At 42.6% G+C, this 21,205-nt stretch carries 17 protein-coding genes; 8 read left to right on the top strand and 9 right to left on the bottom strand.

From position 1 onward, the window contains the following. Window positions 1-120 precede the first annotated feature (120 nt). Entirely contained in the window at window positions 121-3,084 is a 2,964-nt protein-coding gene (locus GNF10_RS38260; RefSeq protein WP_260446000.1) for a hypothetical protein, read from the bottom strand. 562 nt (window positions 3,085-3,646) lie between these two features. Here GNF10_RS38260 and GNF10_RS01490 point away from each other — a divergent pair. Then, window positions 3,647-3,844: a hypothetical protein gene (locus GNF10_RS01490; RefSeq protein WP_185583146.1), complete on the top strand. Its 198-nt coding sequence runs from the start codon at window positions 3,647-3,649 to the stop codon at window positions 3,842-3,844. Between the two features lie 81 nt (window positions 3,845-3,925). Then, window positions 3,926-4,402 carry a Tic20 family protein gene (locus GNF10_RS01495; protein WP_012411806.1) on the top strand — a complete coding sequence of 159 codons (477 nt, stop codon included), beginning with the start codon at window positions 3,926-3,928 and terminating at the stop codon, window positions 4,400-4,402. Window positions 4,403-4,405: 3 nt separating this feature from the next. On the opposite strand, the gene GNF10_RS01500 is transcribed toward GNF10_RS01495, so the two are convergent. After that, window positions 4,406-5,179 (bottom strand): fumarylacetoacetate hydrolase family protein, encoded by a 774-nt coding sequence (locus GNF10_RS01500; protein ID WP_185583144.1) that lies wholly within the window; start codon window positions 5,177-5,179, stop codon window positions 4,406-4,408. A gap of 386 nt (window positions 5,180-5,565) precedes the next feature. On the opposite strand from GNF10_RS01500, the gene rpsF reads away from it, so the two are divergent. Next, window positions 5,566-5,916, top strand: a complete 351-nt coding sequence (gene rpsF, locus GNF10_RS01505) for a 30S ribosomal protein S6 (protein ID WP_185583142.1) — start codon at window positions 5,566-5,568, stop codon at window positions 5,914-5,916. Between the two features lie 222 nt (window positions 5,917-6,138). Next, entirely contained in the window at window positions 6,139-6,699 is a 561-nt protein-coding gene (locus GNF10_RS01510; protein ID WP_185583140.1) for an Npun_F5560 family protein, read from the top strand. Window positions 6,700-7,168: 469 nt separating this feature from the next. Here GNF10_RS01510 and GNF10_RS01515 read toward each other — a convergent pair whose 3' ends face one another. Beyond that, window positions 7,169-7,501 carry an STAS domain-containing protein gene (locus GNF10_RS01515; protein ID WP_185583138.1) on the bottom strand — a complete coding sequence of 111 codons (333 nt, stop codon included), beginning with the start codon at window positions 7,499-7,501 and terminating at the stop codon, window positions 7,169-7,171. A gap of 487 nt (window positions 7,502-7,988) precedes the next feature. On the opposite strand from GNF10_RS01515, the gene GNF10_RS01520 reads away from it, so the two are divergent. Next, window positions 7,989-8,621 (top strand): DedA family protein, encoded by a 633-nt coding sequence (locus GNF10_RS01520; protein ID WP_185583136.1) that lies wholly within the window; start codon window positions 7,989-7,991, stop codon window positions 8,619-8,621. 129 nt (window positions 8,622-8,750) lie between these two features. Here GNF10_RS01520 and GNF10_RS01525 read toward each other — a convergent pair whose 3' ends face one another. Then, on the bottom strand, window positions 8,751-9,953 hold the full coding sequence (locus GNF10_RS01525; RefSeq protein WP_185583134.1) for an argininosuccinate synthase: 1,203 nt from the start codon (window positions 9,951-9,953) through the stop codon (window positions 8,751-8,753). A 71-nt stretch (window positions 9,954-10,024) separates the two neighbouring features. Between GNF10_RS01525 and GNF10_RS38265 the strand changes: the two genes are divergently transcribed. Continuing rightward, a complete protein-coding gene (locus GNF10_RS38265; protein WP_260446001.1) occupies window positions 10,025-10,156 on the top strand; it encodes a hypothetical protein in 132 nt (43 codons plus the stop codon). A 506-nt stretch (window positions 10,157-10,662) separates the two neighbouring features. Next, on the top strand, window positions 10,663-11,211 hold the full coding sequence (locus tag GNF10_RS01530; protein ID WP_185583133.1) for a PEP-CTERM sorting domain-containing protein: 549 nt from the start codon (window positions 10,663-10,665) through the stop codon (window positions 11,209-11,211). A gap of 514 nt (window positions 11,212-11,725) precedes the next feature. Here GNF10_RS01530 and GNF10_RS01535 read toward each other — a convergent pair. Continuing rightward, window positions 11,726-13,888: a PhoX family phosphatase gene (locus GNF10_RS01535; protein WP_185583131.1), complete on the bottom strand. Its 2,163-nt coding sequence runs from the start codon at window positions 13,886-13,888 to the stop codon at window positions 11,726-11,728. Between the two features lie 514 nt (window positions 13,889-14,402). On the opposite strand from GNF10_RS01535, the gene GNF10_RS01540 reads away from it, so the two are divergent. Next, the gene (locus GNF10_RS01540; protein WP_185580616.1) at window positions 14,403-15,356 is read left to right on the top strand and encodes a glycosyltransferase; all 954 of its coding nucleotides are present in this window, start codon (window positions 14,403-14,405) and stop codon (window positions 15,354-15,356) included. Window positions 15,357-15,393: 37 nt separating this feature from the next. On the opposite strand, the gene recG is transcribed toward GNF10_RS01540, so the two are convergent. From recG to rpsB, 4 genes are all read right to left on the bottom strand, one after another. After that, complete coding sequence (gene recG, locus GNF10_RS01545) at window positions 15,394-17,892, bottom strand: ATP-dependent DNA helicase RecG (RefSeq protein WP_185580615.1); 2,499 nt, start codon at window positions 17,890-17,892, stop codon at window positions 15,394-15,396. Window positions 17,893-18,001: 109 nt separating this feature from the next. Next, window positions 18,002-18,844: a hypothetical protein gene (locus GNF10_RS01550; protein ID WP_185580614.1), complete on the bottom strand. Its 843-nt coding sequence runs from the start codon at window positions 18,842-18,844 to the stop codon at window positions 18,002-18,004. Between the two features lie 296 nt (window positions 18,845-19,140). Next, window positions 19,141-20,085, bottom strand: a complete 945-nt coding sequence (gene tsf, locus GNF10_RS01555) for a translation elongation factor Ts (RefSeq protein ID WP_185585724.1) — start codon at window positions 20,083-20,085, stop codon at window positions 19,141-19,143. Between the two features lie 211 nt (window positions 20,086-20,296). Beyond that, complete coding sequence (gene rpsB / locus GNF10_RS01560) at window positions 20,297-21,091, bottom strand: 30S ribosomal protein S2 (protein WP_163934263.1); 795 nt, start codon at window positions 21,089-21,091, stop codon at window positions 20,297-20,299. Window positions 21,092-21,205: the final 114 nt, after the last annotated feature.

Consider the following 21,205-nt stretch of genomic DNA (forward strand, 5'->3'; position numbering starts at 1 on the left):
GACAAGGGGACAAGAGGTGAGAACTTGAAACAAGTCTTTCCCCTTGTCCCCAATTCTCCTTGTCCCCAAGTCCTCTTGCCCATGCCCCATGCCCAATTCCCAATTCCCAATTCCCTAAAGTTACATACCCAGCAGTTCATCTAGCTGCAAGTTTGGCAAGTCTGGAGGAATTACAGTTCGTACTGTTGTGACTTTATGGCTCTCTTGTTGGGTTGTCAAATCAAGTGCGATTGCTTCTATGCGAATTTCTATACAGCCAAAAGGAATCTTTAATTGTGTCATCACTTCCAAGCCTCCCAATGCATTAGGTAGTAAATTTGTCAATAAATGGGGCCCATCTAGTAACCAGCGAGTTTGATAATCTTCAACCCATAACTTCACAACCACTTGGGGAGGTACTTCAGGCAGTACTACGCGCACTATGATCAACTTGTCGGCGATTAGTTCGCCTTCTGGTACATGCAGTTGCGGAATTGGCAACGGCTCAATGGCTCCCGTAGTTATGGATAGAGAAGGGGATAAAGCTAACAATGGTTCCTTATCTTCTTCTAACAAGTAATTATTCGTTGCATCGGCTTCTAGTTCACTATCTGTATCATCTACAACGATTTCTTGCGCCAACCAAGCTGACGCTATATTTACTTTTATCGGAGGAGGGGGAGGCGGTAGTTGTCTTACCAGAGCCATTGAAAGTGTTGGTTCAGATACTTTTTCTACCACCGGATCTTCCACTGTCTCTAGAGCAGCTTCATTTGCTGTGTCTGTATCTTCGCCTAAGTTCTCAGGATCAAAAACCGACTCTTGGCTTTCTTCCCACATCCCTGTGGCATCATCCAGGCTTAATGGCAAGTCGATATCAACATCGGGAGTTCCAGCACTCAGAAAAAGCTGGGTCTGCTGGGCTGGAAAATTGCGATCGTAGTTTTGAGATTCTAGTTCATTGATGGATTCAGGCAAAGAGTATCCTTGGCTCTGCATCCACTTCCTAAGTAAGGGAGATGAGTACAGGTTGCCTGTTGTAATGAATTGTGGATTTGGCTGGGTTTCTACCTCAGCAACAGATTCTTCCTGAAATTTTTCATTTGACTGGGTTTCTACTTCAGCAACAGATTTTTCTTGAAAATGTGCATCATCTAGTACTAATTCCGGTATATTTTCATCCTCAGTTACAATTACGTCTAACGGAGGGAAGTCTTCAGGCGCTTCAACTTCCAATGTATCTGGAGGGACATTATTTTTTACTTCTTCTTCCGCATCACCTGACAAAGCTTGTACCCGTCTCAAGTATGGAAAAGTCGTATCGAGTATTGACATTCGACGTTGCTTGATAACTAACTGCTCCAAGTTGATAGCAGCTATAGTAGTATCCTTTTCTGGAAGTTCCTCTGGTGTAGGGGATTCTGCAATAACATCTGTGTGAGGGTTGGCATCGATTTGAAGAGGTGGCAATTTCGGCAATTGAGGCGAATTTCCTGAATTTTTAGATGTCCGCAGAGTGGTTTCTCGCAGAACTTGTAGGTTAATTTGCGGCGGTAGGGCTGTATTTGGAGATGGATTGAGTATCTGGGACTGATCTGTTTTTGAAATCTTGACCAGATTAAATAGTTTTAAATCGATCCTCATGGCAGTTTCTGGCTCTGTGGAAGCATCAGGCGAGTCCGATGGGGCTATAGGGTCATTTAAGGATGTTAAGGATGTACTAGGTTTTGCTGTGGCTGTGATTGCCAGTAATTCTGTTACATCTGCTGTAATGGTGAAGGACTGGCTGGCTAACCTGATGATTTCATCAACATCGGTAAATCGACCATACAAACTGATATCTGCCAAAATTAACTTCGATTCAAAGTCAGCAGGAATATCAATTGAAGTATTGATGGTGAAGGGCAACTCCTGGTCTGGTAAATGCCGTATCTGAGTCAAGATTTCCGACTCTAGGGGCGATCGCAGTTCAATCCCTAGTTCAAGCGCTTGCAGGCTTTTTGGAGATAATGTTTCAGTCTGCTCTAAATTTGTCTTGTCTTTAAGTTCTATGTGCCCATTGATTGTAAGAGCTTGTCCCCAACGAGCAATATAACTATCTTGATCCAAAGTTAACAATAAGGGTAGTTCTGCTGCTGGCGAATCTGTAACCTCTTCATCATTCAGAAGCAGTTCAGAATCGGGTAAAGCTAAATCTATTAAATTTTGTAAAATTTGCTCTGCCGTCTCACCTTTGAGCCATACAGGACTCACAGGATCATCGATAACTATATCTTTTTCCGTTTCATCGGGAACAACTGTGGTAGGCAGTTCTGCCGAAACTGCGATCGCTTCATCTAAAGTAATTGCAGGTTCTTCTGGGTCAGTATCCAACTTCTCTTCATCTGGAACAACTGTGGTAGCAGAGTTGCTATCTGTAGCAATTTCCAATTCTGCCGAAACTGCGATCGCTTCATCTAAAGTAATTGCAGGTTCTTCTGGCGCAGTATCCAAGTTCCCTTCATCGGGAACAACTGTGGTAGCCAATTCTGCCGAAACCGCGATCGCTTCATCTAAAGTAATTACAGGTTCTTCTAGCGCAGTAGCCAAATTCTCTTCATTGGGAACAACTGTGGTATCCAATTCTGCCGAAACCGCGATCGCTTCATCTAAAATAATTGCACGTTCTTCTGGCGCAGTATCCAAGTTTTCAGAAACAGTATCAGCCTGATCGAGTGATTTTGATTCTAGATTTTTCCTTTGCTCTGCCTCTTCTGCCTCGGACAATACTTTAATTTGGACACTGTATTGCCAAGATTTACCGAGTAAATCCGACATCAAATCGCCGTTACAGCGCAACTCCCAAACTCCCGCATCAAAGTAAGTAAAGGGAATTACCGCCATTAAGCCTTCTGAATTAGTGCGACGCGATCGCTTGAAAATTCGCCGCGTTGGTTGAACTTCCTGACTTGAAGAGTGAGTTACCCGCACTTCCACGTCTGTATTCGAAAGGCTAGAACGAGCCAAAATTCTATACTGCCCTTCCAAAATTTCCAAATTTGGCGATTCTAGGATATGCCACGAGCGAGCGCCTTGTTTCTGTATCAGAAATTGCCAGTGTTCCATTGTGAGTGATGCCCAGACCGACGAGCCTCTGAGTAATATTGTGTATTAACTTGCTTGCAAGTTTACCCCAGTATTTTGTAAATGTACCCCTTATAATAGCTATCTAGTTAACTCCGTTTTACCGGAAAATTCAATGGATCGCCGTGTTGCTTGCGCGTAAAGCTTTTGTTGTTTCCTGAATATTAAGTTTGGCGCTCTCCACGGCTAAATTAACAGGAATACAATGGACACCGTTGGCTGTCTACGATCAAAATTAATAGGAATATTTTTGTATCATTTTTTACTAAAAATGTCAAATTTGCGATAGACACAACATACAATAAAAATTAAGATTCACTTGACAATTGTTCTTGAATTGTGGTTATCCACATTTTTGCTACAAAAAGGAAAGTAGGATGTGGCTCTTAAGTGTGATTTGCGATCGCCTCCGGCAGATGCAAAGCGTCATCACAAATCCCCAGTTAATCGCGTAGCACGCACCCAACTTACCTGAAGCGGTTCAAAAAAGTATCCTCACCTGAGTGAAATGTAGGTGACAATAAGGATTTACAGGAGGGATTCGATGCTAGTCATTTTAATGGACGAGCAAATCCTTGCCCCTGAGCAAGTTTGCCAGTCTTGTTTACTCGCTGACAGGAGCGGTCAACCCCGTTGGCGTGCAGGTGAACTACGCTGTGGTCAAGCCATTCGCAAACTTACTCAACAGCAGCCAGACCAGTATGAGTGCATGATGGGCTTTCGCGTTGCCCATATAGAATAGTTTAATTTACCAGCAAGACCAAGTAACTGCGTTATCCTAAGCTCAAGTAACTATATAAATTTAACCACAGGAGAACGCATAATGTCTTGGCGTGGGTCTACAACGGTTTCAGATAGAATTTTTGCTTGTTTGCCTTATTTGCTTCCTCTGATTGAGGTTTTTGTATTTGGTAGATATTTGCTATCAGATTTTCCACCACTACAACTACTGTTTCTGCCGCTTCTGCCATTGTTGAGAATTTACTACGGCGTGCGTTATGCAGGAATGATTATTTTCTTTGCTTTATTTTTGTTGGTAGTCAGAAACGAAAAAATTAGTCACTTTATTCGTTTCAACACCATGCAAGCAATCCTTTTGGACATTATTATCTTTTTGTTTAACATCCTCACTGATGTTGTGGGACTAGTTCCCGTTGGTGGTTTCGCAATCCAAACTCTATCCACAACCATTTTTATTGGCATAGTGGGAGCAGTTGCATATTCAGTAATCCAGTCTGTAAGCGGGCGTTATGCAGAAATACCAGCGATTTCCGATGCAGTGTACATGCAAGTGCGCTAATCGTTAACGAGCCACTACGGTGTTTTCCAGGCGACCAATACCTTCAATTTCGACGCGGACGCGATCGCCTGGGTGTAATTGACTTACACCCTCTGGTGTACCTGTAAGTATCAAATCACCAGGTAGTAGCGTCATCACCTGGCTAATGTAGGAAACTAAAACATCAGGGGAAAATACCATCTGATCGATACAGGCAGATTGAACTGGGTTAATATCGTCATTCACAAAAGTCTGCAATTTCGCTCCTGGATTTAACTCCCGCACAATCCAAGGGCCCAAAGGACAGAAAGTATCAAAACCTTTGGCTCGCGTCCATTGAGCATCTAGTTTTTGTAAATCCCGCGCTGTTACATCATTGGCGATGGTGTAGCCCCAAATTTTTGTTTGGGCTACCTCTGGTGTACATTCAAAAGCGTAATCACCAATCACTAATGCTAACTCTCCTTCGTAGTCAACTCTTTGTGACTGGGGAGGATACTTAATTTCCCTCTCAGATGGAATGATAGTCGTGGGTGGCTTGAGAAAAATTAGTGGTTCAGAAGGTACTGGAGTTCCCATTTCGGCTGCATGTTCTGCATAATTCTTACCCACCGCCACAATTTTTGAGGGAGCGCAAGGAGCCAGAATTTGATAATCTTCTGGTGTCAAAGTTAAATCTGTTGGTTGTCCTTGCAACCAGGGCGGAGCATCTAGCACCTGCACATTGAGGGATAGTTGTAGTATCCCATAGTAAATCTGTCCTTCTTGATTTTGAATTCGCACGTAGCGCTGTGCCATAACCTTGATGAATATCCTTTTATCTGCGATTAGAAACTTCGAGCGGGTAGCAATTCTCAGTTAGCTTTTTAGCAAACCGATTTACCATTGAGCCTGAAAGCTGCTATAGAAGATGTCCTTAGAGAAAGATACGTTACGTTTTACGTTAGTCTCCTCACTCCCCTTGCGGGTTAGTGAGAGGCTCTGGAGGTAGCCTTACGACCTAGTTTTCATTAGGGACATCCAAAATATACAAACTTCGGCGATTTGGCTAATGATTCAAATTGAAAACTGGTAAGATTATAGTTCCTTGTTGCTTCCGATGTTGATTAATACTAGTATTTAAAATTTAAATCAAGTATAAATCAATATCAGCAACCTTTTTGTCCATAAGGAAACTGGAAAATATGACTACAAATTACGAAACAATGTACATCCTCCGTCCCGACCTAGGAGACGAACAGGCAGAGCAAGCAATTACTAAATATCAGAATTTGCTTCGCGATCAAGGCGCTGAGGATATCCAAATTCAGAATCGTGGTAAGCGTCGTCTAGCTTATGAAATCAAAAAACACCGCGATGGGATCTATATCCAGTTAAACTACACTGCGCCTGCAACTGCGATCGCTCCTTTTGAACGCGCTATGCGCTTAAGTGAAGAAGTGATTCGCTATTTGACAATTAAGCAGGATATCGCAGAGGAAAAACCCCCTAAAGAGGAAAAGGAAAAGCCCACTAAAGTAGCTGCACCTGTCTAAAGATTAGGGAGCAGGGAGCAAGGGAGGCAGGGGGAGACAAGGGGGACAAGGAAAATAACATTCCCAATTCCCAATTTCCAATTCCCATTCAGTAAAATTTTGTCTTCTTCTTTTTCCGTAACTTATTTGGGAATGCTAAATTAACAAATACTTGCCAAAGGTAGTACTCCCGCAGTTATACCTAAGAGTGGACAAGATTCTGAATGGGAGCTATAAGCTACTGTGAGCCAATCTGATACACCCAATATTCAAATTCTATCTACGGAAGTTTCGCAGCTACGCCAAGAGTTGCAACTCCGCGATCAATTAGTGCAACAACTATCTCAAGAACTCTTCCGGCTGGTAAAGGGTAATACTAGTTTTATGCCCCAGCAGCCGGATCTTGAGCGCGATCTGAGCCAGTTACAGGCATTGCAAGAACAACTCCAAGCTGTTGAGCAGCAGGTGGCGTTCTACCAAGAGCAAATTACAACTCGTGACTCCGAAATTTATCAATTGCGACAGTCAGTCCAAGAACTTACAGATCGCACTCGGATGTTAGAGCAAGTAGTACAAGAGTTGCCTCAAATTTACCGCCGAAAGTTTGAGGAGCGGATGACACCAGTGAGAGAAAAAGTAGCAATGCTACAACGGGAAAATCGCAAACTGCAAGCAGAACTGCAAAGTGTGAGTTACCGTTTAGCACTCAAAACTCGCAATGCTAGTCACAGTGGAATTGATTTGCCAAATTTTCCCCGCCCAGCGTCCGAACAAACTAATATTTCAACTCCCCAGAATGCCTAAACTTCCCATTATGGTGGAATCGAAGAGGTAAGAAATTTTCATAGCAAAGCATCTTGGAGACATCCAAGTAATACATTTAAGGTAAAAATCACTATAGAGTTAGAAATAACGCAAAGGCTAATATTCTAACCTTTCTTACCTCTTGCTTCCTTATGTTAGTTGCGTTGGATGTCGAGCAATTAGCTTTGAGTAATTTAATGGTGCTAGGGAAGAATGCAAATAATTGCATTTTCTCTGAATGATTTTGGTAATTTTCCGCTCTTATATGTTGTTGAGACTACTTAGATCAAAGCTATGAGTTTTTTTAACATTTCATTATCTAGATAATATAAAAAATCAGCCTGCTAGCACCAGACTGTTATCTTTGACGATGTGAGAATATTTGGGAAAATGTGAAAAAATGCAAATTTTGATTGACTCTACCATCCATCTAAAGGTAGATTTATTATCTAAGCCTGCTAGCACCAGACTAAATATTTTCGCAAGTAAAAATGTCTTCGTAAGTGGGAAAAATTTCAAACACTGTATCTAGCTGGGTAAGTTCCAAAATTAGCCGTACAGGAGTTTGCACGTTGCATAGAACTAAACGGCAACCGCTCTGACGTGCAGCTTTCAACCCTTTAACTAAAGGGACTAACCCAGAACTGTCCATGAAATTAACTTCTGCTAAGTCAATAATCCAGAGTTGATGAGCTTGAGGCACTACTCTAGCCATCTGTTCACTCAGAGCCTTTCCGCCTTCTAAATCTATGCTTCCTTGGGGTTTAAACAAAATAATTTGAAGTTCTTGTGTGAGAATCATAAATTCAACAGGGTAATTGAACACTTGACTAAAAATCGAAAAATGACATAAATACTTCCTCTCTTTCAACGGCAAAATGACTGTTTTCCCTAAATATTTAAGGATTGCAGCCGTGCAATTAAGAGTAATTATTTAAGTATTCATGCCGTATAATTTTGTGATAACTTTCATAAATATAGGCATAATGGCTTGATAATTTCGGTATCAACCGTATCTTTTACGAAATTTTTATAATTTAACTAGAGATATATAAAGTTTTTGTAATTTATTTTCATTATTTTTTTAAAGGAATTAACTTGTGGTACAAGATGCTAAGATTTATACAGTTAATACCCAAAAATCAATAGTTTCCATAGAGTATGAGCTATGGATTACTCAGAATTAAACTAATGACCGAATAAGTAAATGTAGCGGTTTGATTGACACCCCGCCCAAAAACAAGCAAAGATATAGTAAAAGTAAAAATTTATAAAGACGGCGGTGCGGAATGTCTTTAGAGCTGATTTCACTAGAAAATATCCAGGAATTGGCCCATAGTTACGGGTATTGGGCAATTTTTTTGGGAATTTTGCTAGAAAATTTAGGCATTCCCCTTCCTGGTGAAACCGTGACCCTTGTGGGCGGGTTTTTAGCTGGCAGCGATGAACTAAATTACTGGCTGGTTCTCGGTGACGCAATTATGGGTGCGGTAATTGGCGGCACTTGTGGCTATTGGATTGGTAGAGTTAGCGGTTGGCCTTTTCTGGTAAAAGTTGGTAGCATATTTCGGATTTCTGAAGTACGGTTGCTGACTATTAAAGATCAATTTAGCCAAAATTCTGCTAAAGCTGTCTTCTTCGGACGTTTTTTGGCATTATTGCGAGTTTTTGCGGCACCACTAGCTGGTATAGCCGAAATGTCTTTTGGAAAATTCTTTTTATACAATTTTTTAGGAGCAGTTGCTTGGGCTAGTTTGATGGTGACATTAGCTTTTTTTGCTGGCAAAATTGTCTCTTTAGAACAATTGGTTGCTTGGGTAGGTCAATTTGCGATCGCAGCTTTACTAATCATTACTGCCTTAATTGTTGTACCCCTGTGGCTAGAGTCTCGCCAAGTTAAAGAAGCGAGTAGTGAAGAGTAAAAGTGAGGAGTTAGGAGTAAAGTAAAAAGTTATTTTTTGAATTTTTACTTTTGTGTTTTGCATTTTAACTCCTAACTCTGCCGATTTTAGATTTCTCCTTCAATCCAAAATCTAAAATTGAATTGACTCCTAACTTTTTATTTGCCGCGACCAAATGCGAGTTGGTAGTCCCCAAACATAGATAAAACCTTCAGCAGCTTTATGGTCAAACTGGTCATCGGCTCCGTAGGTTGCCAAATCAGGGGTATAGAGGGAATTATCGCTCGAACGCCCAACTATCGTGGAGTTACCCTTGAATAGCTTCACTCGTACAGTTCCAGAGACTCGCTCTTGTGTCTTTTGAATAAAGGCATCTAGTGCAACTTTGAGTGGACTATACCACAAACCGTTATAAACGATTTGGCTATAAGTTTCTTCAATGCCACGCTTGTAATGGGTGACATCTGCCGTTAAAGTCAAGCTTTCTAAATCTCTATGTGCCTGGATTAGCACTAACATCGCAGGTGATTCGTAGATTTCCCGCGATTTGATGCCAACCAGACGGTTTTCAATCATATCTATCCGGCCAACGCCGTGATTTCCTACAAGCTGATTGAGTTCTTCAATTAGTTCAACTGGCTGTTTAGCTATGCCGTTGATGGTTGTGGGAATACCACCCTGGAAACCAATTTCGATGTATTCTGGCTCGTTGGGAGTGTCAGTGATCGCTTTGGTCATCTCATAAATTTCTTCTGGTGGCTCAAATGACGGATCTTCGAGTAAACCAGCTTCAATGCTACGGCCGAGCAAATTCTTGTCAATGCTGTAGGGAGAAGATTTTTTGACTGGTGAGGGGATACTAAACTTCTCACCATAAGCGATGGTTTCCTCACGGCTCATGCCCCATTCTCTGGCTGGTGCGAGGATTTTCAGATTGGGGTTGAGGGCAGTCACAGAGACATCAAAGCGAACCTGATCGTTACCTTTGCCGGTGCAACCGTGAGCGATCGCGTCAGCACCATATTTTTCAGCCGTTTCTACTAATATCTTAGCGATCAGTGGGCGGGCAAGAGCAGTTCCTAGAGGATAACGATTTTCATAAAGTGCGTTGGCTTGAATCGCTCCAAAAGCGTAATCTTTAACGAAGCTGTCTTTGACATCCGCCACGAGTGATTCACTTGCACCGGATTTGAGAGCTTTTTCTCGAATTGGCTCTAATTCATCTCCCTGACCTAAATCTGCTGCTAGGGTAATCACCTCTTCCACACCCCACTCCTGTTTGAGGTAAGGGATGCAAACGGAAGTATCCACTCCACCAGAATATGCCAGGACAACCTTTTTGGCGCGACCCATTAATTTCTCCACTTAGGACAACAAAGAATGAGTCATTATTATATCTGAACTAACCCAGGTATATTTTATTCATGCAACCGAATAACAAAATTCTCGACTTGTTAGAGAAGTTGGGAATCTTAGCCTTGCGATTTTCAGAAATTAAATCAGATTGCGATCGCTTCTACATAAAACTTTTTTATATAGCTTTGTATCAGTTTTAACCAGACTAAATAAATATTAAACCTTCAGTGATCGTTACTTGCGATCGCAGTTTTCATAGTCTGGAAGATATGACTCTGATCAAGCACACCCCGAATACCAGGGTCACTGTAAGTACCAGAGCTATCTGTAATCTAGAAGCCTAGCGATCGCGTCAGAGTTGATTCGTAAGCACCTTGGTAGTAAACAGGTACAACCCGTTCTAATTTGCATATTCACTTACTATCAATACGGTTCTGTGAATCATTTGTATCTGATTTCATAACAATTTGAGAGTAACAAATATGTTTCTAATAACAACAACTAAAGTCAGAGATTTGAAACCTTTTCATGCTGAGTGGACGAGTGAAATTTCCACTTCATAGGAAATTTATATATACGTGACAAGCTTAAAGATTTTATGAGAATAATCTTTTGTTTGATATTTCTTAACCTGTACGCAGTGGTTGAAAGCTTATTTAAGTGAAATTACAGGACTATTCATTTTTTAACTTTGGAGTATTTTCTAATGAAATTAGCTAAAAATCTTGGTATCGCTACCGTTGCAGCTACCATGTCCATTGCTGCTATGAGTGCTAAACCGGTACAAGCTGCCTTGGTTAATTACGGTTTCACCGTAAATGCTACATCTGGTGACAATCCCGGTCAGTATTTCGGCTCTTTTCAATACGATGACTCGACCTTAACCAATACAGGTATAGAGACATTGGGAGTTGAGAATGGATTAGCAGTTGCATTCAACTACTTAGGTACTAACTATACAGAGGTAGATGATACTGATTTTGACAGTTTTCCTATAGCCAGCTTTAATAATGGCGAAGTTTTGGGACTAAGCTATTTTGTTGCAGACCAGTTTTTGATTGGAAGTGATCCAAATATTCCAGATGTAGGAGGAAACAAATTTTATCTGATTGACCAATCAGTAAATACAACAGAAGTGGGTACTGTAAACTACACTAAAGTACCTGAACCTTTAGCTGTTGGTGGTACGGCTATTGCTGGTGTTATGGGATTGTGGATGCAACGTAAGAAGAGAGCTACAAAAGTTGTGGGTTAATAGCTATAAGTAAATGGCACTAAGTTAAGATATAGCCCTTGCCCTGACTGGGAACCGATCCTGGGAGGCTCCCACTCCAGTGGCTTGACAGAGGCTCTGCCTCTGAGAATACATTCCCAGTCTTAAGACTGGGAACGAGGCGACACAAGCCTTTGGGCTTTTCTTAGTGTCATCCGTTGACATACCTCCCTTAACTTTTAGGTCAGGGATTCCTTGACGCTTCACCGAAACTAGCTACTAGGTAGTCTTACAGGCTCTCCACGTCCGTTTAGAGTTTCCCAATGCCCTATGGCGACAGACATATATTACCAAAAAGCTGTGCTATGGGCACGGGGTTTTGAACCCAAATTTCTGATAAAAGATGAATTTAAACCCTTCCCTTTTTCTCTTTATCCTTGAAATGACAAATATTGTAAGCAAATCACCTTAATCCTTGCCCGTGTTTAGGGTCAATAATTAAGGTGATTTAAAACTATTTAAGATACTTTGCTAAATGAATCTGTTCCTATCGTCTTTAAAGACCACCAATAACGCCACCGTCATTACGGGTAATTACTACAACTGATGAACGTGGGCGACCGGATGGGCCATAACCTTGACTATTAGGCCAATTGCTCACTAGTGTGGGATTCGAGGTAGTCCCACCATCACCTGGGTGCTGGATGTTTACAAACATCGCTTTGCCATCGGGTGTAGTGATCACACCAGTTACCTCACAATCAGTAGGGCTGGTCAAGAAGCGCCTAACTTGTTTGGTGTTGGGGTCAGCGCATGACATAGTGTTGCTACCGATGTTTGTCAAGTCACCGCGACCATCACCTGCATGGTCAGTCTGAACCCAGAGGCGGCCGAAGTCGTCGAACCACAGACCATCTGGTGAACTTAAGTCGTCACCTTTAATGTTGCCCTTGAGATTTGGTTCCGGTCTGGTTTTATCGCCAGCTTCAAAGAAAATATCCCATTTGAAGGTAGCTGCTGTAACGTTGCGTCCATCTTCGCGCCAGCGAATAATATGACCGTAACGGTTGTCAGGACGTGGGTTGGCAGCATTGACGGGAGGACGCGCACCGCCTGCTGCTGTTGTACCATCTGGCTGATTGGAGGAAACTGGGTTTGTGCCCCGACGATTATTATTAGTCAACGTGCAGTAGACTTCAATCTCTTTATATCCACCAATCCGAGGACGCACAGCTACCCACTCTGGGCGATCCATCATGGTTGCGCCGACGCGATCCGCAGCTTGTCTTGTCTTGACAAGCACTTCAGCTTGGCTTCTGAAACCATTTTCTGGTGTCAAACCACGCTGACCATAGACCAAAGGAAGCCACTCACCAGTACCATTGTCATTGAATTTGGCAACGTACAGAACACCATTATCGAGCAAATTGCGGTTGGCTGCACGATTTCCGGGATTTAAAGGTTGGGCACAAACGAACTTGTAGATATATTCGTTGCGCTCGTCATCACCCTGATAGAAAGCAACACGGTTATTGTCGTCAACAACAACCTGAGCGCTCTCATGCTTGAACCGACCAAGGGCAGTACGCTTGACTGGTTTGCTTTGCGGATCGTAGGGATCAATTTCAACCACCCAGCCGAATAAATGGGTTTCGAGTGGGTTGGTACTGGCATCAAAGCGTGGATCAACTTCCGGCCAGCGATAGCTAGATGCTGTTGAAATGCCGTACCGATTTTGTCCTGCTAGAATATCGGACTTTTCGATGCCCGGAATTGCAACTACATCTCGTGTAGGATTAGCAAAGTAGCCGTTCCAGTTTTCTTCACAAGTTAAGTAAGTGCCCCAGGGAGTGTAGCCATTGGCGCAGTTGTTAAGTGTACCGTAAGCAGTGTAGCCGTCGTTTAGTGTGCCAGTATCAACAGAGCCAGTTAGTTGAATTGAAAACTTCTTCGACTTCAACAATGCATCGCCAGCCGCAGGCCCCGAAACTCTCATCTCCGTGTTACCAGTAATGCGGCGACCATAAGACGAATTGCGATTGAAGCTCCAGTTGTTGCCATTTTTGGAAATTTCTACAACAGACACACCATGAGCAGCCTGAGACTTCCGCACCTTGGCAATTGTGACTACATCCAGACCATCTGAATGCAAAATTGATTCCTGGGTATACTCATGGTTCACGCACAGCAGACCAGTATTGATGGGCTGATTTAAAAAGCCTCTAAGTGATCTTGTTTGTGAACTTACTGTCCGACCAACAACATTCCCTGGCTGTAAAGGGAAGTAGTGCATCCCATCATTGTGCATACCAAACTGCTTTTCTTGAGCAGCAGCATCTTGGGAGGCATCTGCTAACCAAGTTGGGCCACCAGGTGCGATCGGATCTCCCCAAGCAATTAGTACTTTAGCTGTGTAACCTTCAGGAACACTGACAAGATCCTTTTCCAGAAATCCTGTAACTGGATTGAGTAGATTCGGTGGGATGCTTTTAAAGCCTATACCAGCAAATCCAGTTCCCTTGGGAATCGTTGCTGCATCAACACTTTGAAGAAATCCACCTATAGAAACATCGCCCAGAACAGTTAGCACTGACGTACCTACAGCCGTCATGATGAACCGCCGCCGACTCAGACTAACGCGGTCAATCACATCACGAATTGACTCGTTACCTGATGGGTTGAGAGTCAAATTGTTTTTAGGGTGAGAGCGTCCTTTCATTCTTTGTTCTCCATTTAAGGTTTATAAGGTTGCTATTCAGTTCATCTCTCAATAACATGAGTAATTTGGTAAAGAAAAACTCTATATATCTGCATCAATTACTTAGATATTTATTGAGAATTAACACATTTTTAACAGCCAATAAATAGTAGTGAATAACAAATTCAGGCTGGCTGATGCTGCTTAGGCAGAGAAAATGATCAAGTTTTTATTAATTTAAGTACCAAGTATTAACATCAGGTTATATATTGATTAATTAGAATTTATCAACTGTTATTTTTTACGAAAAAATACGTTTTAAAACAGTAATATGGCTTCAAGTATAAAAACCTGTAACTGAAAAAAATAATCTTGAGCAGACACACAAAAATGCATCCTTTCAGATTTAAAATGTGGTAAGGTCATATACTTATTTTCAAATGCCCAGCAGATTGACCATTTCCGTAACCAGAATTGCATAAGGAACAGTGTCAGCGCCCCATCTGTCCTATCCTGGAGATGGATAAATAATGTTGTGGGTGAGACTGTGTTTTTCAGCGTTGTGATACCGACTTATAATCGCCAACCGATTTTAGAAAAGTGCCTCCGCGCCTTGGAGGTGCAAGAGTTAAGCCAGCCAAGTTCGGTTACTAATTACGAGATTATCTTGGTGGATGATGGTTCTACTGATGGCACATTGGAGTGGTTGGCAGAACACAAAGAAGAGTTTCGCCATGTGCGATGGTTTCAACAAGATCATGCTGGCCCGGCTGCGGCTCGGAATTTGGGAGTAAAAGAAGCACTGGGAGACACAATTATCTTTATTGATAGTGATTTAGTAGTGCTGAAGAATTTCCTGCAAGCTCATGCTAATGCACTGGTACAGGGACAAGAGAAATTGGGGAGCGATCGCTTTTTCACTTACGGTGCAGTTATTAATACTTGTAATTTCAATAACCCAACGGCTGAACCCTACAAAGTCACAGATTTTTCAGCAGCTTTTTTTGCTACGGGAAATGTAGCAATCCCTAAACATTGGTTAGAGAAAGCCGGACTTTTTGACACTAGTTTTCAACTCTATGGCTGGGAAGATTTAGAATTGGGTGTGCGGCTGAAAAAACTAGGTTTGACACTAATTAAATGTCCAGAAGCTGTAGGATATCACTGGCATCCAGCATTTAAATTAGAGCAAATTCCCAGATTAATTGACCAAGAAATTCAACGCGGACGTATGGGAGTTTTGTTTTATCAAAAGCATCCCACATGGGAAGTGCGAATGATGATTCAAATGACTTGGCTGCATCGCTTACTTTGGGGAATTCTTTCACTCAATGGCGCACTCAATGAACGGACAATGGCCCCGTTATTGCAATGGCTAATTAATTTAGGCAAACCGCAGTTAGCTTTAGAAATTGCTCGAATTTTTCTGAACTGGTACAACGTGAAGGGTGTTTATGAAGCCTATGCCGAAAGGCAGCAAGCATTGTGATTAAATACTTATGAGATTGGTATTTCATCCGGTCACATTACGTCAAAATCGCTCCACCCATTAACCGTTCATATCGATACTTCAACTCTTCTTTCATCAAATACCAGCGCTCTAGAGTAACATCCATCTCTATTATTTTTTCTGCTGCTTGCCGCGCTAAAAGTAAAACTTCTTCATCTTCAACCAAACTTGCTAAGGTAAAATCTGGCACTCCCGATTGACGAGTTCCCAGTACTTGCCCTGGGCCCCGAAAACGCATATCCATCTCAGAAATGAAAAAGCCATCCTGAGATTGTTCTAACACCTTCAACCGTTGTTGAGCATCAGGACTTCTGGAACTGCTCATCAACAGACAGTAAGATTGAGCCGCACCACGACCTACACGCCCTCGCAATTGGTGCAGTTGCGATAAGCCAAATCGTTCCGCATTTTCAATGAGCATTACTGTAGCGTTAGGTACGTCTACACCAACCTCGACAACGGTAGTAGAAACCAAAACCTGTGTTTGGTTATCACGGAATTTGGTAATGGATTCGTCCTTTTCGGTTGAACTCATACGACCGTGCAGTAATCCCACTTGAAAATCGGGAAAAATACTTTCTTGTAACTTTTGATGCTCATCAACAGCCGATCGCAAATCCAGTTTTTCTGATTCCTCGACCAAGGGCAAAACCACATAAACTTGTCTACCTTGGGCAATTTCTCGGCGGATGAGGTCGTAAGCATGGTTGCGTTGCTGACCCGATAATACTGTTGTCTGAATCTTTTGCCGTCCTGGTGGTAGCTCATCAATTTGGCTCACATCCAAATCCCCGTGTATCGTCAGTGCCAAGGTTCGGGGAATCGGCGTAGCTGTCATAGTTAACACATGGGGTTGTTCGCCTTTTTGTTGCAAACGCGCCCGTTGCTCTACTCCAAAGCGATGCTGTTCATCTATCACCACTAAACCCAGTTGCTGGAAGTTTACAGAGTCTTGAATTAAGGCATGAGTTCCCACTAAGAGAGGTAATTCACCAGTTCCTAACTGAGAATGTATTTGTCTTCGTTTAGCAGTTTTGGTGGAACCTGTCAGTAATTCTACTGGTAAATGTAGGAGGTTAAACCAACTAACTAACTTACGATAATGTTGTTCTGCCAAAACTTCTGTGGGAGCCATTAACGCCGCTTGGTAGCCAGATTGAATTGCTGCGAGGATAGCTAGCACAGCGACGACCGTTTTACCTGAACCGACATCACCTTGCACTAAACGATTCATTGGCATGGGTTTTTGTAAGTCGTTGAGAATGTCGTTGAGAACTCGTTGCTGTGCGCCAGTGAGTTTAAAAGGCAGTATTTCGTGGAATTTTTCTACAAGTTGCCCTCGTGGGACAAGGATGGCGCTAGTTTGAATCGCTCTTGCTTGCTGCTGACGTTGCAGTAACCCAAGTTGTAGGTAGAAAAATTCATCAAAAACTAGGCGACGACGGGCAACTTGTAGGGCAGCGCTATCGCTGGGAAAATGGATATTAGCGATCGCATCTTTCAATTCCATCAAACCATATTTCTGCCGCAAACCACTTGGTAAAGGGTCTTTCAGGTTAGCCGCAGCAGGTAAAGCAGCAATTACCGCCTGTCGGACTGTATTCGCCACCACGCCTTCAGTCAATCCATAAATTGGTACTACTCGCCCAATATTCAGCGACTCAATCGAATCTCCTGGATTTGCCAAAACCTCTAGTTCTGGATTATCTAATGTCAAGCCGTATTTACTTTCTTTCACCAACCCGCAGGCCGCTAGAATACTACCTACTGCATAACGGCGTTTTAAACTTTCTTGCCAAGCACGACTACTAAAGCGCGTACCTGCGTAAAAACGACCAATTTTGATTTGACCGCTATTATCTTTTACGACCAGTTCTAAAATTGATAATTTCTGATTTTTAGGGCTAGTAAAGCAGTTGCAACGCTTCACTGTAGCCACTATTGTCACCGTCTCACCCGCCTGTAACTCGCGGATATTCACCTGACGCGCATAGTCAATGTGGTCACGAGGATAATAGAAAAGCAAGTCGCGGACGGTGTGTAAACCAAGCCGTGCCAAATTATCAGCTTTTTTGAAACCTATTTCTGGTAAATCACTGAGTTTTTGGTCAATTTTCGGTGCAAGTCTCCGACTCACCTCACTAACAATTGGAGATTTCGGGTCGCGCCTTTGGTGCGCTGGAAGCGCAACTTGAATTTTTAATTGATTAATTCTCCCCTGCTTCCCGTCTTCCCCCTGTTCATCTTGCTGGAGTTGTGAGAGATACCTACGAGTTTCTGCTACTAAGTGTTGTCTTTCTTCCAGTGCTAGATGTGGATAACTAGCAAATTGCACTGCTAGTCCTTGCCAACGGCGGCGTTCAGTTTGGGGTAAACCTGTTGGGAATTTGCCCAAAGTCAGGCTTAAAAATTCACTGAAGCGATATTCTCTGCCCACCAAGTCTGTAAAGCCCCGTTCGGCTTCTATTGCCAAGGCTTTGTGCAATCGTATCCAATCTGGTTTTTCATTAGTCATTGGTCATTGGTCATTGGTCATTAGTCATTAGTCATTAGTCATTAGTCATTGGTCATTGGTCATTGGTCATTTGACTCTGGACAAAGGACAAAGGACAAAGGACAAATGACTAATCCTCAAACCAACTAGCACGCCATGCAGCTTCAGCTTCAGCGATCGCTCTTTCTCGATGTTTCTTTTGATACTCTCGTCCTAGCTTGTTTAGCTGAACTAAAATACTGCGGATTTGCCTGCGTTCAGAGGAGAGTGCCACATCAGCAAATTCAATTTCTCCTAGCCGCAGGTTAATAGCCATAATTTGCGTCAGCCCAGAATCTTCTGACTGCTGCTCATTTTCAATTTCAATTACTAAGTTTAATAAGTTGGGTGGTCCTGGCATGACCTCAGCCGATGCTTCTGATGCAGCCGCAGCCGCTGCTGCTAAAATCGGTTCTGGTAATTTTTTAGGTAATACTCCAGATTTTTGTATTAAAACATTAGCATCATGCGATAGTTTTTTCAGTATATCTTGCGTTACTTCTTCTAAGTTCTGTTGCCATTTTACTAGTTCTATAGGATTAGAGGTGTCGGCGGTGAGAAACTGAGAATTCGAGGTTTCCAGAAGTTCAGAAGATGTTACTTCCTTATTCTCCTCATCTTCATCTTCATCTCCTTTATCAAAACCAAGTTCCTCACTCTTAATAGAAGTGAGCAATTGTTCGGCTGCCACTTGCCCCAACTTGCGGATGGCTTGTTGCAATTGCTGGCGCTGATTCAATGACAGATGCAGAAAGTTTTCGGGATACCCCTGTGTACAAAGGTGATAACTCGCTAGAATCAACTGTTTTCGTACAGCTAGCCCCAAGGTGTTTAGATAACTAGCATAAGCGGTTTGTAGCTCTACTGCGATCGCCCGAATCGCTTCTTTTAATGCTGCAATATCCCGTTCAATTCGCTCGATTGCTCTTGCCATATCTTTTCGTTCTTGTCCATGTGAACTATTACATAGTACAAATGTACGAATTTATTTTATAATAACTTCCTAAAGAAGTTTAGATTTTAAATTAAGTGCGATATTTCGCGTCTCTACTAAAAAAACACAGGTCAGGCTATTTGCTTGACCTGTTTGGTAAAGAGTCATTTGTCTTTTGTCATTTGTGAATGACCCCTCGGGTTCACCAGTTGCTCATGGGGGAAACCCCCTTAGCGCTAGCCTCTCCCTTTGGGAGAAGACCGCACTGGCTCACCAATGACCAATGACCAATAATATTACTTACCGCCCATTTGTGCAGCGACTTCATCAGCAAAGCTCATTTCTTGCTTCTCAATGCCTTCGCCCAATATATAGCGGACAAAGCGAGTCACTTGAATCTCTTCACCTAATTTCGCCTTCGATTGCTTAAAAAGGTCTTCGACGGAAATACTCTGATCCCGGATGTAAGGCTGATCGATCAAAGTCAATTCTTTCAGGCGTTTTTCAATCCGTCCTTGAACAATCTTTTCTTTGATATTCTCTGGCTTGTTCGCCAAATCATCCTTGCCCATTTCAATATCTTTTTCTTTTTGGGCAACTTCGGCGGGGATTTGGTCTACGCTTACATACTCGACATTTGGACAAGCCGCAACTTGCATTGCAGTGTTCCGTGCCAAGCTTTGAAATTCTGAGTTAGTAGCCACTGACTCAGTTTGGGAACCCAGTTCTACTAATACACCAACTCGACCGCCAGTGTGAATGTAGCTGTCTACTACGCCTTGTGTGCCTTCTGCTATTGCAAAATTAACAAAACGGCGCACTTGGATGTTTTCACCAAGGGTGGCAATAGTTTGCTTGATGGATTCTTCTACAGTCGCACTTTCATTCTCAATATAAGGTTGAGCCAGCAAAGACTCAACACTATCAGCTGTCGCTGCTTGCTTTGCTAGATTCTTAACTAAAGCTTTAAAAGCTTCGTTACGAGCAACAAAGTCGGTTTGGCAGTTGACTTCAATGAGTACACCCACTCGGCCACCAGGCTGAATGTAAGTGTCTACTAGACCTTCTGCCGCAATGCGATCACTTTTTGCCCCCGCTTTAGAGATGCCCTTTTTCCGTAGCCAGTCTGCGGCTTCTTCTACGTTGCCTTCAGTCTCTATCAGCGCCTTTTTGCAGTCCATCATGCCGGCACCAGTTTTTTGGCGTAGCTCTTGGACGAGTTTTGCAGATATTTCCGCCATTTTGCCTCAATTCCTAACTTGACCTCGAGTTGTAATCACTCACCTAATTTAGTGCTGAGTGCTGAGTTTTGAGTGTTCAGTCATCAATTTTATTCTTCATTGACAAATCACAACTTAACAACTTCAAAAATCAAGACTCAGCACTATTAAATTTGCTGAGTCTTTCTATCTTACTCAGCACGGGCTAAACCTTAGCTTTCCGCTAACAGCACTATTCTTCTGTTTCCTCTTCGGGAATTACGGCATCAGTATATTCGGTTTCTTCGTAGTCATCGTCATACTCACTACCGTCGTAATCTTCGTAATCATCTTCAGCATCTAGCTGACCGTGACGACCTTCATAAATGGCATCTGCCAATTTTCCGACTATCAGTTTAATTGATCTGATAGCATCGTCGTTTGCTGGGATGGGGATATCTACTACATCTGGATCGCAGTTTGTATCCAACATGGAGACAATGGGAATATTCAGCTTTTGGCATTCTTGAACTGCGTTATATTCCCGTCGTTGGTCTACGATTACCACGATATCGGGCACTTTCCGCATTGTTTTAATGCCGCCTAAATATTTCTGAAGCTTCGTCATTTCCCGACGTAGCATTGAGGCTTCTTTTTTAGGTAATAAATCTAGTGCGCCTGTTTCTTCACGGCGTTCTAAATCTTTCAAACGGTCAACCCGTGTTTTGATGGTTGCCCAGTTGGTCAACATTCCGCCCAACCAGCGTTGGTTAATATAGTGGGAACCACAACGACTAGCTTCTTGGGCGATAATTCCAGCTGCTTGGCGCTTGGTGCCGACAAAAAGAAATTTCTTTCCTTGTTCAGCGTGCGATCGCATGTAGTTGTAGGCATTATCCATCAACTGGGCAGTTTGCACCAAGTCGATAATATGCACGCCATTGCGGGAAGTATAAATGTAAGGAGACATTTTTGGGTTCCAACGCCGGGTCTGATGCCCAAAGTGAACCCCTGACTCCATCATTTGAGCCAATGAAACTACTGGCATATATTTTTCAACTCCGATTCGGGTTAAACCTCCATCCAAGTGTATTTCCCAATCGGGAAACACCCGAATTCTTAGATGTGCGAGATTAGTTAACCATACTAGGTTAGCACATTC

Origin of the sequence: Nostoc sp. UCD121 (assembly GCF_014222285.1) — a bacterium.
GTDB lineage: Bacteria > Cyanobacteriota > Cyanobacteriia > Cyanobacteriales > Nostocaceae > Nostoc.